15 protein-coding genes and 4 tRNA genes are annotated in these 15,356 nt (G+C 57.1%); 10 read left to right on the top strand and 9 right to left on the bottom strand.

Annotation, left to right across the window (positions count from 1 at the left end; translation table 11 throughout):
- Positions 1 to 10: 10 nt before the first annotated feature.
- The 8 genes from dapC (at position 11) to zntB (ending at position 6,407) form a co-directional block, all read left to right on the top strand.
- Positions 11 to 1,207: a succinyldiaminopimelate transaminase gene (dapC, locus tag LN244_RS03035; RefSeq protein WP_239041378.1), complete on the top strand. Its 1,197-nt coding sequence runs from the start codon at positions 11 to 13 to the stop codon at positions 1,205 to 1,207.
- A gap of 10 nt (positions 1,208 to 1,217) precedes the next feature.
- The gene (locus tag LN244_RS03030; RefSeq protein WP_239041377.1) at positions 1,218 to 1,568 is read left to right on the top strand and encodes an ArsC family reductase; all 351 of its coding nucleotides are present in this window, start codon (positions 1,218 to 1,220) and stop codon (positions 1,566 to 1,568) included.
- Positions 1,569 to 1,638: 70 nt separating this feature from the next.
- Entirely contained in the window at positions 1,639 to 2,670 is a 1,032-nt protein-coding gene (dapD, locus tag LN244_RS03025; RefSeq protein WP_239041376.1) for a 2,3,4,5-tetrahydropyridine-2,6-dicarboxylate N-succinyltransferase, read from the top strand.
- A gap of 81 nt (positions 2,671 to 2,751) precedes the next feature.
- The gene (gene dapE, locus LN244_RS03020; RefSeq protein ID WP_239041375.1) at positions 2,752 to 3,894 is read left to right on the top strand and encodes a succinyl-diaminopimelate desuccinylase; all 1,143 of its coding nucleotides are present in this window, start codon (positions 2,752 to 2,754) and stop codon (positions 3,892 to 3,894) included.
- Positions 3,891 to 4,730: a putative RNA methyltransferase gene (locus LN244_RS03015; RefSeq protein WP_239041374.1), complete on the top strand. Its 840-nt coding sequence runs from the start codon at positions 3,891 to 3,893 to the stop codon at positions 4,728 to 4,730. The genes dapE and LN244_RS03015 overlap by 4 nt, the downstream gene beginning before the upstream one ends.
- Positions 4,731 to 4,734: 4 nt before the next feature.
- Positions 4,735 to 5,019 carry a hypothetical protein gene (locus LN244_RS03010; RefSeq protein ID WP_239041373.1) on the top strand — a complete coding sequence of 95 codons (285 nt, stop codon included), beginning with the start codon at positions 4,735 to 4,737 and terminating at the stop codon, positions 5,017 to 5,019.
- Positions 5,006 to 5,395, top strand: a complete 390-nt coding sequence (locus LN244_RS03005) for a hypothetical protein (RefSeq protein WP_239041372.1) — start codon at positions 5,006 to 5,008, stop codon at positions 5,393 to 5,395. The genes LN244_RS03010 and LN244_RS03005 overlap by 14 nt, the downstream gene beginning before the upstream one ends.
- Before the next feature lie 37 nt (positions 5,396 to 5,432).
- On the top strand, positions 5,433 to 6,407 hold the full coding sequence (zntB, locus tag LN244_RS03000) for a zinc transporter ZntB (protein WP_239041371.1): 975 nt from the start codon (positions 5,433 to 5,435) through the stop codon (positions 6,405 to 6,407).
- Here zntB and LN244_RS02995 read toward each other — a convergent pair.
- A complete protein-coding gene (locus tag LN244_RS02995; protein ID WP_239041370.1) occupies positions 6,381 to 7,289 on the bottom strand; it encodes a DMT family transporter in 909 nt (302 codons plus the stop codon). The two genes, zntB and LN244_RS02995, sit on opposite strands and share 27 nt — an antisense overlap.
- Positions 7,290 to 7,346: 57 nt before the next feature.
- Positions 7,347 to 7,772: a hypothetical protein gene (locus LN244_RS02990; protein WP_239041369.1), complete on the bottom strand. Its 426-nt coding sequence runs from the start codon at positions 7,770 to 7,772 to the stop codon at positions 7,347 to 7,349.
- 92 nt (positions 7,773 to 7,864) lie between these two features.
- Here LN244_RS02990 and greB point away from each other — a divergent pair, with 92 nt between their 5' ends.
- Positions 7,865 to 8,362, top strand: a complete 498-nt coding sequence (gene greB / locus LN244_RS02985) for a transcription elongation factor GreB (protein ID WP_239041368.1) — start codon at positions 7,865 to 7,867, stop codon at positions 8,360 to 8,362.
- 76 nt (positions 8,363 to 8,438) lie between these two features.
- Here greB and LN244_RS02980 read toward each other — a convergent pair.
- From LN244_RS02980 to LN244_RS02950, 7 genes are all read right to left on the bottom strand, one after another.
- A tRNA-Lys gene (locus LN244_RS02980) sits at positions 8,439 to 8,514 on the bottom strand.
- Between the two features lie 15 nt (positions 8,515 to 8,529).
- A tRNA-Lys gene (locus tag LN244_RS02975) sits at positions 8,530 to 8,605 on the bottom strand.
- A 44-nt stretch (positions 8,606 to 8,649) separates the two neighbouring features.
- Positions 8,650 to 8,725: transfer RNA gene (locus tag LN244_RS02970), tRNA-Asn, on the bottom strand.
- Positions 8,726 to 8,749: 24 nt separating this feature from the next.
- A tRNA-Ser gene (locus LN244_RS02965) sits at positions 8,750 to 8,837 on the bottom strand.
- 82 nt (positions 8,838 to 8,919) lie between these two features.
- The gene (locus LN244_RS02960; RefSeq protein WP_239041367.1) at positions 8,920 to 11,712 is read right to left on the bottom strand and encodes a bifunctional diguanylate cyclase/phosphodiesterase; all 2,793 of its coding nucleotides are present in this window, start codon (positions 11,710 to 11,712) and stop codon (positions 8,920 to 8,922) included.
- Positions 11,709 to 12,653, bottom strand: a complete 945-nt coding sequence (locus LN244_RS02955; RefSeq protein ID WP_239042358.1) for an ABC transporter substrate-binding protein — start codon at positions 12,651 to 12,653, stop codon at positions 11,709 to 11,711. Before LN244_RS02955 ends, LN244_RS02960 begins: the two co-directional genes overlap by 4 nt.
- Positions 12,654 to 13,083: 430 nt before the next feature.
- Entirely contained in the window at positions 13,084 to 13,527 is a 444-nt protein-coding gene (locus LN244_RS02950) for a C40 family peptidase (protein ID WP_239042357.1), read from the bottom strand.
- Between the two features lie 371 nt (positions 13,528 to 13,898).
- Here LN244_RS02950 and LN244_RS02945 point away from each other — a divergent pair, with 371 nt between their 5' ends.
- Complete coding sequence (locus LN244_RS02945; RefSeq protein ID WP_239041366.1) at positions 13,899 to 15,287, top strand: DEAD/DEAH box helicase; 1,389 nt, start codon at positions 13,899 to 13,901, stop codon at positions 15,285 to 15,287.
- Positions 15,288 to 15,356 lie beyond the last annotated feature (69 nt).

Raw genomic sequence — 15,356 nt, 5'->3', positions numbered from 1 at the left:
GGAAAAACGCATGAACCACGATCTCGACAGACTCCAGCCCTACCCGTTTGAAAAGCTGGCCGTACTCAAGGCCGGTATCCAGCCACCAGACAGCCTCGAGCACATTTCGCTCGGCATTGGTGAACCCAAGCACCCGGCGCCGCCGTTCGTGCAGGAAGTGCTGGCCAACAACCTGGACTGCCTGTCGAACTACCCGACCACCAAGGGAATGCCAGAGCTGCGCGAAGCGATCGCCGGCTGGTGCGAACGCCGTTTCGAACTGCAAAGTGGCAGCATGGACCCGGAGCGCAACGCACTGCCGGTCAACGGGACGCGTGAAGCGATCTTCGCCTTTACCCAGGCGGCGGTGGAACGTAAGGATGACGCTCTGGTGGTGTCACCCAACCCCTTCTACCAGATCTACGAAGGTGCTGCCTACCTGGCCGGTGCCGAGCCGCATTACCTGAATTGCCTGGCCGAGAACGGCTTCATCCCGGACTACGACGCGGTACCCGCCGACATCTGGCAGCGCTGTCAGCTGTTGTTCGTGTGCTCCCCCGGCAACCCGACCGGCGCCGTACACAGTATCGACACGCTGAAGAAGCTGATCGCACTGGCGGACGAGCATGACTTCATCATCTGCTCCGACGAGTGCTACTCCGAACTGTACCCGGACGAAAACAACAAACCGGCAGGTCTGCTGCAGGCCTGTGCCGAGCTGGGCCGTCACGACTTCGCACGCTGCATCGTATTCCACAGTCTGTCCAAGCGCTCCAACCTGCCGGGCATGCGCTCAGGCTTTATTGCCGGCGATGCCAGCCTGCTGGAACCCTTCCTGCTGTACCGTACCTACCACGGCTGCTCCATGCCCGTGCAGCACCAGCTGGCCTCCATCGCGGCCTGGAATGATGAAGCTCACGTGCTGGAAAACCGCAGCCAGTACCGGCACAAGTTCGAAGCCGTACTGCGTATCCTGCAACCAGTGATGGATGTGAAACAGTCCGATGCCAGTTTCTACCTCTGGGCACCGACACCGATCGCCGATGATGAATTTGCCAAGGGCCTGTTTGCCCAGCAGAACCTGACCGTACTGCCGGGCCGCTATTTGTCCCGTGAAGTCGATGGCGTAGTGCCGGGTGAAGGCTTTGTACGCATGGCGCTGGTCGCAACCGTATCCGAGTGTGTCGAGGCAGCTGAACGTATTCGCCGCTATATTGAATCATTGTAAGAGGCTCGAAGTGACCATTATTTACGGAATCAGCAACTGCGACACCGTGCGCAAGGCGCGCAAATGGCTGGAAGCCGAGGCTGTCGCATTTGACTTTCATGACTTCCGCAAACAGGGCCTGAGCGCAGAGCAGGTCGACCGCTGGTGCGCAGCCGTAGGCCTGGATACGCTGCTGAACAAGCGCGGCACGACCTGGCGCCAACTGCCGGACGAGGTCAAGGCCAACACTGATGAGGCCGCTCTGAAAGCGCTTCTGGTGGAGCAACCGACACTGATCAAACGGCCCGTCCTGGAACTGGATGATGGCCGTATCGAGATCGGCTTCAAGGCTGAGCAGTACGCAGCCGCTTTCGATCGCTGAACGCTCAAACAGCGTACACATGAAGCCTTACGAACGTATTTTTTTGCATTATTGAACGACGGAGTAAACGATGGCGAATTTCGCATTTGGTCTGGGTGTAGGTACTAAATCTTCCGCCGGTGACTGGCTGGAGGTGTACTACAACGCACCGCTGCTGAACGCAGACGATGCCCTGATCGCGGCCGTGGCCGACAAGGTGGGTTATGAGGGTGGCAACCAGACCATCGAACTGAACGCCAGCCAGCTGAAGGCACTGGAAGCGGCTTTCCTGTCAGTGGATGCCGAAGAGCAGGCTGAAGTCGTGGAGATCCTGGAAGGCACCAAGCAACCGCTGGTCCTGTGTATTCTGGAGACCGACGCAGCGCCTCAGACCACCGCTGAGGTGTACCTCAAGCTCTCGCTGCTGTCTCATCGCCTGGTTCAGCCGCACGGTGTTGACCTGAGCGGCATGTTCCCGCTGCTGCCGAACGTCGCCTGGACCAACGAAGGTGCTGTGGCACTGGAAGACCTGCCGCGCCGCCAGCTGTCTGCCCGCGCCCAGGGTCGCGTGCTGGATGTTCTGTCGGTGGACAAGTTCCCGAAAATGGCCAACTACGCTGTTCCGGCCGGTATCCGCATCGGTGATGCTTCCCGCATCCGCCTGGGTGCTCATGTGGGTGAAGGCACCACCGTGATGCACGAAGGCTTCATCAACTTCAATGCCGGTACACTGGGCGTAAGCATGGTTGAAGGCCGTATCTCCGCTGGCGTTGTCGTCGGCAACGGTTCCGACATCGGTGGTGGCGCTTCTACTATGGGCACCCTGTCCGGCGGCAACAACGTGGTCATCTCCGTGGGCGAGAACTGCCTGCTGGGCGCCAACTCCGGTCTCGGTCTGCCGCTGGGTGATCGCTGCACCATCGAAGCGGGCCTGTATGTGACCGGCGGTTCCAAGGTCACCATCCTGGACGACCAGAACAACGAAGTGGGCGTGGTCAAGGCAGGCGAGTTGGCCGGCAAACCGGACCTGCTGTTCCGCCGCAACTCCCAGAACGGTCGCATCGAGGTGAAAACCAACAAGAGCGCGATCGAACTGAACGCCGAGCTGCACAAGCACAACTAAGCACTCGCCTCCGGCACATTGACTACCCCGCACGCCTGACGGTCTGCGGGGTTTTATCCGTTTGCAACGCAGGACATCCCGATGACACAGCTTTCGCCGACTCTTGAATTGGCCAAGGACCTGATCAGCCGCCCTTCGGTGACCCCGGAAGACGCCGGTTGTCAGGAACTGATGATCAGCCGACTCGAAGCCCTGGGCTTCAAGATCGAACGCCTGCCGTTCGAAGAGGTTACCAATTTCTGGGCCCGCCGGGGCGACAGCGGTCCGGTGTTCTGTTTTGCCGGCCATACCGACGTGGTACCGACGGGACCGGTTGAACAGTGGCAGTTCCCGCCCTTCGAACCCACAATCGAAGAGGGCTACCTGTATGGCCGCGGCGCAGCGGACATGAAAGGCAGCCTGGCCGCCTTCATCACTGCCGTCGAGCGTTTCATCGACCATCATCCGGATCATAAGGGCTCTATCGCCTTCCTGATTACCAGCGATGAGGAAGGCCCCTTCATCAACGGCACCACCCGTGTGATCGACCATCTGGAAGCGCGTAACGAGAAGATTGATTGGTGCATCGTCGGCGAACCGTCCAGCACCGAGAAAGTGGGCGATATCATCAAGAACGGACGCCGGGGCTCCTTGAGCGGCACTCTCAAGGTACGTGGTGTGCAGGGTCATGTCGCTTATCCGCACCTGGTCCGCAACCCGATCCACGAAGCGGCTCCGGCACTGGCTGAACTGGCCGCAACCGTCTGGGATGAAGGCAACGAGTTTTTCCCGCCGACCAGCTTCCAGATTTCCAACATTCATGCCGGCACTGGTGCGACCAATGTGGTTCCGGGCGAAGTAGAGATAGCGTTCAACTTCCGTTTCTCCACCGAGGTCACGGCTGACGAACTGAAAGTGCGCGTGCGCGACATTCTCGACAGACACAACCTGGAGTGGGATATCGACTGGATTCTCTCCGGCAACCCCTTCCTGACCGCCGCCGGCGAACTGGTTGATGCCAGCCGTGAAGCGATCAAGACCATCCTGGGTTACGATACCGAGCTGTCCACCTCCGGTGGCACTTCGGATGGGCGTTTCATTGCTCCCACCGGCGCTCAGGTGGTGGAGCTGGGTCCGGTCAACGCAACCATCCACAAGATCAATGAGCGCGTACGCGTTACTGATCTGGATGACCTGTCGGCGCTCTACGAAAACATCCTGGCTCGGTTGCTGGTCGACGCATGAAGGCACCCGAGTTGATCTGCCCGGTTTGTCGCGAGCCACTTCAGGCTGTGGATAACAGCCTGTGCTGCAGCAACCGCCATAGCTTCGACCGCGCCCGACAGGGTTACTGGAACCTGCTACTGGCGCAGAAGAAGCGCAGCAAGACACCGGGTGACAACGCTGAAATGGTTCAGGCACGCCAACGCTTTCTTGAGGCAGGACACTATGCCCCCCTGTGCGAGGCGATCGGGACACTGCTGCAGACCCACTTATCCACAGCGAACCACGCCAATCTGCTGGATCTTGGCTGTGGCGAAGGCTGGTATACCGATCGGCTTCAAAAGCAGATGGATTCCCGCATGACCGGCCTCGATATTTCCAAGGATGCTGTGAAGGCTGCCTGTCGACGCAACAGGGACGTCACCTGGCTGGTCGCCACCGGTGCCGATATTCCCATGGCAGATGCATCCGTGGACGCTGCCACACTGATTTTCAGCCGTCTGATGCCTGAACCCACGGCACGCGTTCTCAAGCCTGGCGGATTGCTGCTGGTGGTTCATCCGGGCCCCGACCACCTGTTGGCCCTGCGTCGATTGATCTACTCCGAGGTCCGCGCTTCGTCAGGTTTTGATCCGGCAACTCAGCTGGCCGAGTGGTTCGACCCGGTCGTCGAGCAGTCACTGGGATTCGAGTTCTCCCTCGACACCCCGGATGCCATTCAGGACCTGCTCGCGATGACGCCGCACGGCCAGCGCCTCAATGCCGACGCGCGTACCCGCATTGCCGCCTGCAATGCACTGCAGGAACAGGCCGACTTCCGCCTCTGCCTGTTCCGCAAACGTGCCAGCTCGGAATAACGCCGTGCGCATACGTACTGACGCCCTCAAGGCCTGGCTGCGACAACGTGCTGAGGATCCCAGAGGCAACCTGCGTCTGCTGATGAGCGGTGCCTTTCTGTTCTTCAGCGGGCTGGGTGGCATCATGATGGCGCAGCACGGCCTGCCTGCCGGGCTGAAAGCGGAACTTCTCGCACTGGCCGGCTTGATCCTGCTGCTGGCCGGCAGCATACTCGCCCTGTTGGGCTATCTGAGCCTGAGCCTTTTACGTATCTGGCACCTTCTGGACAATGATGATGAGCAACGATAACCGCCACCCCGACATTGAGATCTACATCAAGAACCGATCCCTGGATCAGATCCTAGAGTGGTTACGGGAACGCTGCGACAGCCTGGAGCCACAGCACAGCGGCGGTGGTACCCATGCACTCAAAGCCGTGCTGGACGGTGTCACCGTGCCGGTCATGATTCATGAAAAGGCAGTCGGCAAGGCCTGGATCAGTGTCTGGTTCCGTTCTGATGCCACCCCCTGGGTGCGCGACCTGGATTGTGCCGAAGAAGTCTCCAACGCTCTGGATACTCAGGTACGCTGCATCGTTTCAGGCTGGCAGGACGGTGATGATCCAGATGAGTGGTGGCGAATCGAAAACGGCAGCACCGAAAAGATCACCTGGCGTACCGAATAAGACGCACGACTGACATTGATTGATCAGGGAGAGCCATATGACCATCGAATTGACTCCACTCCACGCTCTGTTGCTCGATGGTCAGGGCGGTGCCCGTTCACTAACCCCTGCCGAAGTCGACAACTGGACACCAGAACAGGGCACTCTCTGGCTGCACCTGGACTACACCGAGGAAGGCTCCCGCTTCTGGCTGGAACATCATAGCGGACTGCCCGAACTGGCGATTGACGCCCTGCTGGCGGAAAATACCCGCCCCCGCGCCGCCGTGCTCGGTGAGCACCTGCTGCTGGCACTGCGCGGCGTCAACACCAATCCCGGTGCCGACCCTGAAGACATGGTCTCCATCCGGCTTTGCATCTCGGACAAGCGTATCATTTCCACCCGCAAACGCCGCCTGATGTCCGTCAGCCGCTTGCTGGAAGACCTGCACAATGGCTGCGGCCCCATTGACAGTGCAGAGCTGATCGTCCAGCTCAACGACCGTCTGGTAGAGCGCATGGGCACTACTGTCGAGACGCTGGACGACCAGCTGTCCGAACTTGAGCTGGATCTGCTTGCCGAGGCCGGCAGCGAGATGCGACACGCGGTGCGCAATCTGCGCCGCCAGAGCATCAGCCTGCGCCGATACTATGCACCCCAGCGCGATGCCTTCAACCAGTTGCAGAGCGAGCGCCTGGGCTGGCTGACCACCGATACCCGTCTGGCCCTGCGCGAGATCAGTGACCGACTGCTGCGCCATATCGAGGATCTGGACATGCTGCGCGAACGCGCCGCCATGGCCCAGGAGGAACTGGCCAGCATACAAGGTGAGCAGCTCAACCAGCGCATGTATGTCCTCTCGATCATTTCGGCAATTTTCCTGCCACTGGGTTTCCTGACCGGGCTGCTGGGCATCAACGTCGGCGGTATTCCCGGAGCCGATAACGAAAACGCCTTCCTGATGTTCCTCGGCGCCTTGACCCTGATGGTCGCGGGCCTGTTCTGGTTATTCCGCCGCTGGCGCTGGCTCTGAGCGGGCCGCTCGCTGCTGCCAGACAACAGCCAGTACGATCAGCCCCAGGCCGATGAACGTGGCCGGGGCAACCGGCTCATCCAGCAGGAAATAGATAAATACCAGTGACAGAAAGGGCGACAGGAAAATCAGGTTGGAGATGCGGCTGACATGGGTCGCTGCACGCATGGCCCCTAACCAGAGCATGAATGTCAGCCCCATTTCAAACAGCCCCACATATGCAGCCCCCAGAAGCCCCTGCCAGGAAGGCAGCATTGACTCGCCCTGCCAGAGCATCAATCCCCAGACCAGCGGTGTGCCACACAGGAAACACAGCAACAGACTGACTGCGGGACTGCCCTCCGCACGGGCGTTCAGAATCCAGTACAGCGCCCAGATCAGCGTACTGAACAGTGCCAGTGCTACGCCCGGCACACTGTCGAACTCCAGTGTCAGCAGGTTGCCACGAGTCGCGATCACCAGCGCACCGCCATAACCCAGCAGCATCGCCAGCAGATCCACCCGTTGCAGCTTCTGCTTCAGCAGCGGCACCGCCAGCAGCGCCAGCGTCAACGCCCAGGTATAGTTCAGCGCCTGCGCCTGCTGCGCAGGCAACAAGTCATAGGCGCGAAACAACACCAGATAATACAATGCCGGATTCAATGCCCCCAACCCCAGATAAAACAACGGACGCTGACGCCATTGGGTTGCCAACTCACGCCATTTTTGCTGCCAGCTGACGCCAGCCGCCAGCACGCCAGTTGAAAACAGACCGGCCCACGCCAGCAGCTGCAATGGCGACATCTGTTGCAGTGAAAGCTTGAAAGCCGTGGCGACAGTGGACCACAGCAGTACCGCCGACAGGCCCAGAACAAAAGCTCTGGATTGAGATTTTTCTGACATGGATATCCTTGGGGGCAAACGCAAAAGCGCCTAGGAAAGCATAATTGAAGCCTTCTGTCAGGCTTTCACGTTGATGCTCTGACGTGCCGTTGCGATCGTGCCTGCCAGATTACTGGCGGCGTACAACGCCACCTGTTCAAAGCGATCCGATGCCAATGCCTGTGCACGCGGCGTACGTGCCTGAACATCAAGCCGGCTGACCAGAAAGGCGTAATCACCGGGGATCGGATCATTGATGGAGTGATTGAGGCGATCCACCACTTCCGAGGTGTGCAGCTGAGCGGGATCCGGATAACTCAGGGCCTGTCCCGGCAGTGCAAAACCTTCACCCGGCGACTGTTGGGGCTGAGGTCGGTAGATCTCCTGATTGGACGCGATAAGACTGAGCAGAAACGCGAACTGCGCCCCATTGGGCGAGTGCACCGCCTGTGGCAGCGAGGCCGTATAGGTCTCGATTCGTGCTTGTATACTGTCAGTCTGCATCTTACCTCCGTTGGAGCTGGTATTATCGGCAACTGACTGTAATTCTTTATATTTTTATTCGGTTCTTTCTTTGATCAAGAGGCAGATGAGTCATGGGACGCTGGCGACCACCCCAACCGAAAAGTTCTCCCTACATTACGCAGGAAGGCTACGACAGGCTCAACGAAGAGCTACGCTACCTGTGGAAGGTCAAGCGCCCCGAAGTCACCCAGTCGGTCAAGGAAGCAGCCGCTCAAGGCGATCGTTCAGAGAATGCCGAGTACATCTACGGCAAGAAACAGCTGCGTGAAATCGATCGACGCGTCCGTTACCTGTCCAAGCGTCTTGAACATATCAAGGTCGTGGACCGCGCTCCTGACGACACCAGCCGTATCTTTTTCGGCGCCTGGGTAACGCTGCTGGATGAAGAAGACCATCAGCGCCGCTACCGTATCGTCGGAGCCGATGAAATTGATCCGGCCAAAGGCTATATCAGTATAGATGCGCCTCTCGCCCGTCAGCTGCTGAAGAAGCAGGTGGGCGATGAAGTGACGATACAGCGTGGAGATGGGGATGAACTCTGGCTCGAAATAACCGGGATTGATTACTGAATCACAAAAGCGGATCTTCGGCAGGGATGCCGGAAGAGATAATAAACACTGGGAAAAGACAGGAAAGAACCGGAAGTGGTGGGTCGTATAGGACTCGAACCTATGACCAATTGGTTAAAAGCCAACTGCTCTACCAACTGAGCTAACGACCCTCCGGTTGCGAAGAGTGGTGGGTCGTATAGGACTCGAACCTATGACCAATTGGTTAAAAGCCAACTGCTCTACCAACTGAGCTAACGACCCGCTCTTTGCAGCGACCATGCCAGACAGGCAAGGCCTTCATGATTTGGCTCCTCGACCTGGACTCGAACCAGGGACCAATAGATTAACAGTCTACTGCTCTACCAACTGAGCTATCGAGGAACTGCTCAAATCATCATCCTTTAATGGCGGAGGGGCAGGGATTCGAACCCTGGGAGCCTCTCGACTCGTCGGTTTTCAAGACCGGTGCTTTCGACCACTCAGCCACCCCTCCAAAGGATGGGCGCAGATTTTATAGAGTTCAGATTTTCTGTCAACACCCTTTTTGAAAAAAATTACTTAACTTTCAGAAACGGTTAGATTTTTACCTGTTGTTCACCATGTTCGGACAGCGGACGCGGTGCGGAAAACAGGTAGCCCTGCAGCTCGTCACAACCCCGTGCCTGAAGGAACTCCGCCTGCGCCGATGTTTCCACCCCTTCCGCGACCACCTGCAGCCCCAGCGAATGGGCCAATACGATGATCGTCTCGACGATCACGCGATCATCCGCGTCTGTTTCGATGTCACGCACGAAGGAGCGGTCGATTTTGAGATAGTCGATTGGCAGTCGCTTGAGATACTCCAGCGATGAATACCCTGTCCCGAAATCATCAATCGCCACTTCCACACCCAGCGCCTGCATCTCTTCAAGTTGAGCAGCCGTGGCCTGAAAGTTTTCAACCAGCGCATTTTCCGTCACCTCGATACAGAGCTGGTCGGGCCGCAATCGGTACTGCTCGATGGTCGCCTTGAGCGTTGCGGCCCAGTTGCCGGTCTGGAACTGACGCGGTGACAGGTTGATACTCACCTGCTTGCCACGCATGACTTCGTGGGACAAATCCTGAGCGACCTGATGCAGTAACCAGGCAGTCATCTGCCCCAACACTTCGGTGGTTTCAGCAATGGGTATAAACTCTGCAGGTGAGACCGAACCCAGCTCTTCGCTGTTCCAGCGTAGCAGCGCCTCATAGCCTGTCACCTTGCGGCTTTCCGAGTGCACACGCGGCTGATAGACAAGACTCAGCTCCTGCTTTTCCAAAGCCTGATTCAGACCGGTCTTGATCTTCATCACACGCTGGTTGCGAGCATTGATCTGTGGGTCAAAGAAGGCGTAGCGTCCACGTCCCTGCTCCTTGGCAAAGTACATGGCCGCATCAGCATGCCCCAGCAGGGTATCCCTTTCACTGCCGTCTCTGGGATAACTGACCATGCCAATACTGCAACCGATCTGTATTTTCTGTCCCTCGATCAGAAATGGTTCGCGCAGCTGCTCAATCAGCTTATCAGCAACCGTCGTCAAGTCACTGTCGTGACCCGCCTTTGGCAGCAGCACTGTAAATTCATCCCCTCCCAGACGGAAAGCATGATCCGTCTCACGCAAACAGCCGCGCAATCGCTCGGCGACCTGGCACAACAACTTGTCGCCGGCGGCATGGCCAAAGCTGTCATTGACCTCCTTGAACAGGTCAAGATCGATAAACAAGAGGCCAAAGGGCTCGCCATACCGCTCTCCTCGCTTCAGCGCATCTGCCAGAATGCGCATGAACTCGGTACGGTTGAAAAGCCCGGTCAAGGTATCGTGATACGCCAGCAGGTGGAGATCCCGCTCCGATTTTTTCTCCTCGGTAATATCCTGGAAGATGCCGAAGAAACCATCGCGCTCACCTTGCCGATTGAGGATGGTGCTGATCGACAGGCGAACCGGATAGTATTGACCGTCTGCGCGCTGGTTGATCAGTTCACCACTCCACTTGCCCTGTGTCTGAAGCGCCTTCCACATGCTGGCATAGAAGCCTGCGTCCTGCTGATCTGATCGCTGCAGTGACGGCGGCTGGCCCAGCAACTGATCCCGCGTGTAACCGGTCATCTCCACCAGGGACTGATTGACATCGACGATGCGATTCTCCGCATCGGTGATCATGATCCCTTCCGTAGTGTGCTCGAAGACGCGCTGCGCAATTCTGGCGAGGTTCTCGTTACGTTCCTGCTCGGTTACGTCCGTCGCTACCGTGCAAATGGCATACACCTGCCCTTCCTCATTGACCAGAGGAAACTTGACCATGAACCAGTTGTGCATTTCGCCTTGCACCGGAAAACTGATATGAAACTGGCGCGCTTCTCTGCTTTCAAGCACTCTGCGGTCATGATCCGCAATCTCGCTGGCAAAAGGCTCAGGAAGCACATCAAAAACGGTTGTTCCGCCTTCGTCCGGCTCTCCAAGCACCTGAACAAAACGTTCATTGACCAGGCGATAACGCCCTTCCGGATCCTTGATGTAGACCATCGACGGTATGAAGCGCAGGATATTTTCCATTTGCCGGTTGGCCTGCACCAGCTGATAACGGTTCTGCTCCAGACGGTCGGCCATCTGGTCAAGCGTCTGGCCCAGCATGCTGAGTTCGTCCTTTCCCTGTAGCAGGGTTCGGTGACTGAAGTCTTCAGCAGCAAGCCGGTGAACCGTATCCGTAATCCGTACCAGCCGCCGGTTGACCGCTCGTTCAAGCAGCAACCAGGAAAAGCCGGCCAACACTACTACGGCTATCCCTACCCACATGAACAGAGTATCCAGACGCCGGTAAACCTGGTTCAGAGTACGGTCGATATCGACTTCCAGAATAACCAGTCCTCTGCGCTCCCGAAACCCGTTTTCAGTATCGGGATAAAGATAAGGGGCCGCACCGTAGATGGTATTTTCACCCTGCTGTTGACGATGATAGGCCGGCTTCCAGCCCGCCTTGACCTCGTCGATCAACGACGACTCGTAATGAATAGGCACACTGTTAATCAGTTGCCCTACATACGAAAGCTGACTGGCCGCTACCACCTTGCCGCTGGCGTCGATCATCAGCAGGTTTTTCACCTCGATGTGCGCGCTGGTGGCAGCAACCTCTCGCCTCACGCCCTCAAGGTCGCCCTTGCTGAGCAGATATTCGGTAGTCCCCTGCAAGCGGTTCAGCGTTGAGCGCAGTCCCGATTCCAGATTCTGATACAACAGTTCACCAACGAAGGGCTTGATGACGGCAAACGACAGCACCAGCATGACCACTGCAAATACCAGAATGGTCGCCGGTATAACCCGGCGCAGAGGGATGTTGTTGATAAGACTCATTCGACGGGGTAATGGCTGTAGATCAGCCCCTCCAGATCCGGAATTGTGTCGATGAGCTGGTGCTGAAACATGCTGTCAGCCAGTTTCACCGCCTGCTGAGGTAACGGAGAGGTCTTGCCCATCAGATTTCGACTGCGTTGCCAACCGGGCAGCTCCAGATCCTCATGACTCTTGAGCACTTCGTCCGGTGTCAGTTTCAGGCGTTCGGCCATCATTTCCGCCGAAGACCTTGGCTGCGAGCGAACCAGATCCAGGCTTCGCTGCCAGGCCTGTACCAGATGCTGAATCTGGTCATGACGCTCTTTCAGCAAAGATTCGCGCACGACCAGCACATCCACGATTTCACCTGGAATCTGGCTCGAATCGAACACCTTTACCGCTCCGGCTTCCATCAGCTGCTGGCGGACCGGATCAAAGGTTACGACGGCATCCACCGCACCGCTCAAGAACGCCTCCCGATGTTCGTTGACCTCCAGCCTGACCACTTCCACATCGTCCGGTGACATCTGATGCATTTCCAGCGCTCGTGACAACATGTATGCCCCAAGAGCGGTTGCTTCGACGCCAACCCGACGGCCCTGCAAGTCGTTAACGGCACGAATACCGGGCCGAGCCAGAATCACATCGGCGCCATTGGAAATATCGGCCACCTGGACAATCACCGGCTTCAGGCCAATGGCCCTGAGGCTGATGACCTCATCCAGCGTCAGTGCTGCCGCATCGATCGCACCGTTACGAAAAGCTCGCATAACCTCACTGGCCGAGAGCAACTCGACCAAGGCAACCTGATCCTCAGACAGCAGCCCCTGCTGCCGTGCCAGATACAGGGGCTCATAACCGGGCCAGAGGTTGGTCCCCAGTTTCAGGGGAGGAGTGGACGACGGCAAACAAGCAGCCAGAACAACGACCAGAGGCAGAATGACACTGAACCTTAGCCACATTTTCCTCAAGGCATATTCCTCTTGACGCTAAATAAAGACATTCTATCGAAAAACAGCACTGCTCACCTCGATCATGCGAAACGATTCCGGATTATTTACACCGATGCGTTATCCAGACTCGAATTGCACTCTATCCCGCAGTTTGCACACACCATTACCCACAACAACCGAACACATTAAATTTTGTTGAAAACCATCCCTTTTTTGCTCACATATTCTGTGCAAAAACATCGGGATAACTTTTGGAAAGAGTGAAAAGCATATAAATAACTAATTGATTTATATGGATATTTAAAAAGCGTACATTTCTTGATCGCGCAGGTGATAGTTTTAATCAACACCGGTTTGTCAACCCCGAACAACCGTCTATTTTTTAGCCAAAACGGCATTCCGTCACAATAATCAAGACTTCTTTTCCACATTGCAAAAGTTATTCTGCCGACTTGAGGGACAGATCGACGCTCCTGTTAATAACTTCTTCCGGAGCCAGCCGCCTTGCCATCCACCAGGCATCCTGCCAATAGGGATTATCCAGTCGAGAGATCATCACTCCCCGACTTGTGGATGCATGGATAAATTCGCCATTGCCAATGTATATCCCGGCATGACGCTGCTTCTCCCCGGTTTTGAAAAATATAAGATCAGCCGGTTGCAGTTTCTGCAGCCGGACCCTGCCTCCAAGCTCAGCCAGCTGTTCAGTTGTGCGGGGCAACAGCCGACCGTCCAGCTGCCAAAAAACCTGTTGGATAAACCCGGAGCAATCGACACCCTTTTGATCATTGCCACCAAACCGGTATGGGGTGCCTGCCCAATCGGCAAAGACCTGGAGCAGACGGTGACGTTGAGCATCGTTGAAATGACTTTGTGGCGGCACTGAATTTCGACTGGCACAGCCAACCAGCAACAGACACAAAACAAGATTGGGGATAAGCGATAAGCGTATCGGCACGGATATGACCTCTCACTGTGATGACCAGAGTCGGCAAGTGCCCTGACTGACAATGTAGCAAAGCCCAGGCATGCCTGTCTGCGGGGTAGATCACCTTCCATGCATCTCAAATCCTCTCGAAAGCTTCCGCAGCCTTCCAAAACCCCTGGCCGGTCTGGCTGTATCCACAGAAACTGTGGACAAACGTCTTAACAACCTAGGCACAGGTTGAGCGATCCCCCGGCGACAGGGAGTTTGACTATCTGGATCATTTTACATCCTCAGAGCAGCCAGAATTTGCTAGGATTCGTGCACACATGACCATGCGAGAACTCAACGTGTTTGCTGAATTGATGCTGCATGATCGCCTGCTTAAGGCGATCGACAAACTGGGCTTTACCCAGCCCACCCCCGTACAACAGGCAGCCTTGCCGGAAGCCCTGAATGGCCACGACCTGATCGTGGGCGCAGAAACCGGCAGCGGCAAGACGCTCGCGTTCGTTGTACCCATGCTCCAGCATTTTCTGGATGCTCCCGCCCCCAACACGGGCACCCGGGGCCTGATTTTGACGCCTACCCGCGAACTGGCCGAACAGGTCTGTCAGGCAGTCAAGGATATGGCAGCCTATACACGCATCGGCGTCATGACCGTCTGCGGTGGCACAGGCTTCAAGGAGCAGGCGGCCGAGATGCGCAAGAATCCGGAGATTCTGGTCGCCACTCCCGGCCGTTTGGCCGAACATTTGGAACGTCAGACGCTGGACTTTGATGACCTGGAATTTCTGGTTCTGGATGAAGCGGATCGCATGCTGGACATGGGTTTCCGCGACGAAGTCATGGCGATCATCAACGTCTGCCGCGCCGAGCGTCAGTCAATGGTGTTTTCTGCCACCCTGACCCATCGCGGTGTACGTGCGCTGCTGCCGGAAGTGCTTAACGAGCCCAAAGAGCTGATTCTGAACACCCCACAAAGCTCACAGGAACAGATTCGTCAGCAGATCATTCTGGCCGATGACGACAAGCACAAGGAGCGGCTGGTCGAGTGGCTGTTGGCACATGAAACCTATGACAAGGCGATCATCTTTACCAACACCCGCGACAAGGCACAGTGGCTGGCCAAGAGCCTGCAGCGCCAGAACCGCCGCTCGGGTGTCCTGCATGGCGAAATGAGCCAGGACGAGCGCAAGCATGTCATGGAGCTGATGCGCAGCGGCAAGATCAACATCCTGGTCGCGACCGATGTCGCTGCACGCGGGCTTGATATCGAGGGCCTGGATCTGGTGGTCAACTTTGACATGGCGCGCAAGGGCGACGAACACCTCCACCGTGTCGGCCGTACCGGTCGTCAGGAACGCGAAGGCCTGGCCATCTGCCTGATCGCTCACAACGAATGGAACCTGATGGCCAGCATCGAGCGCTACCTGAGACTCGAATTCGAGCGCCGGACCATCAAGGGCGTGGAAGGCAGCTATAAGGGCCCGAAAAAACTGAAGGCATCCGGCAAGGCTGCTGGCAGCAAAAAGAAGAAAACCGACAGTAAAGGCAGCAAGAAAACGGCAGCCAATAAAGTACGCTCCCGTGACCGCAAGCAAGTCGGCAAGCGTCGAAGTGAACCTGCGGGCAACAGTGCAGCGCCCAAAGGGCCTTCGTTGGGTGACGGCTCCATGCCGATGATGAAACGCAAACCCAAGCCGCAGGCTGACTGAGCGCCAACCTGTGCATTCCATCAAAAACGGGCCATTAAGGCCCGTTTTTTTATGTCCGTCTGCAGCACT

It is taken from the genome of Marinobacterium sediminicola (assembly GCF_022343685.1).
In the GTDB taxonomy this organism is placed as follows: Bacteria; Pseudomonadota; Gammaproteobacteria; order Pseudomonadales; family Balneatricaceae; genus Marinobacterium; species Marinobacterium sediminicola.
This window is presented reverse-complemented; position numbering and strand designations above follow the sequence as displayed.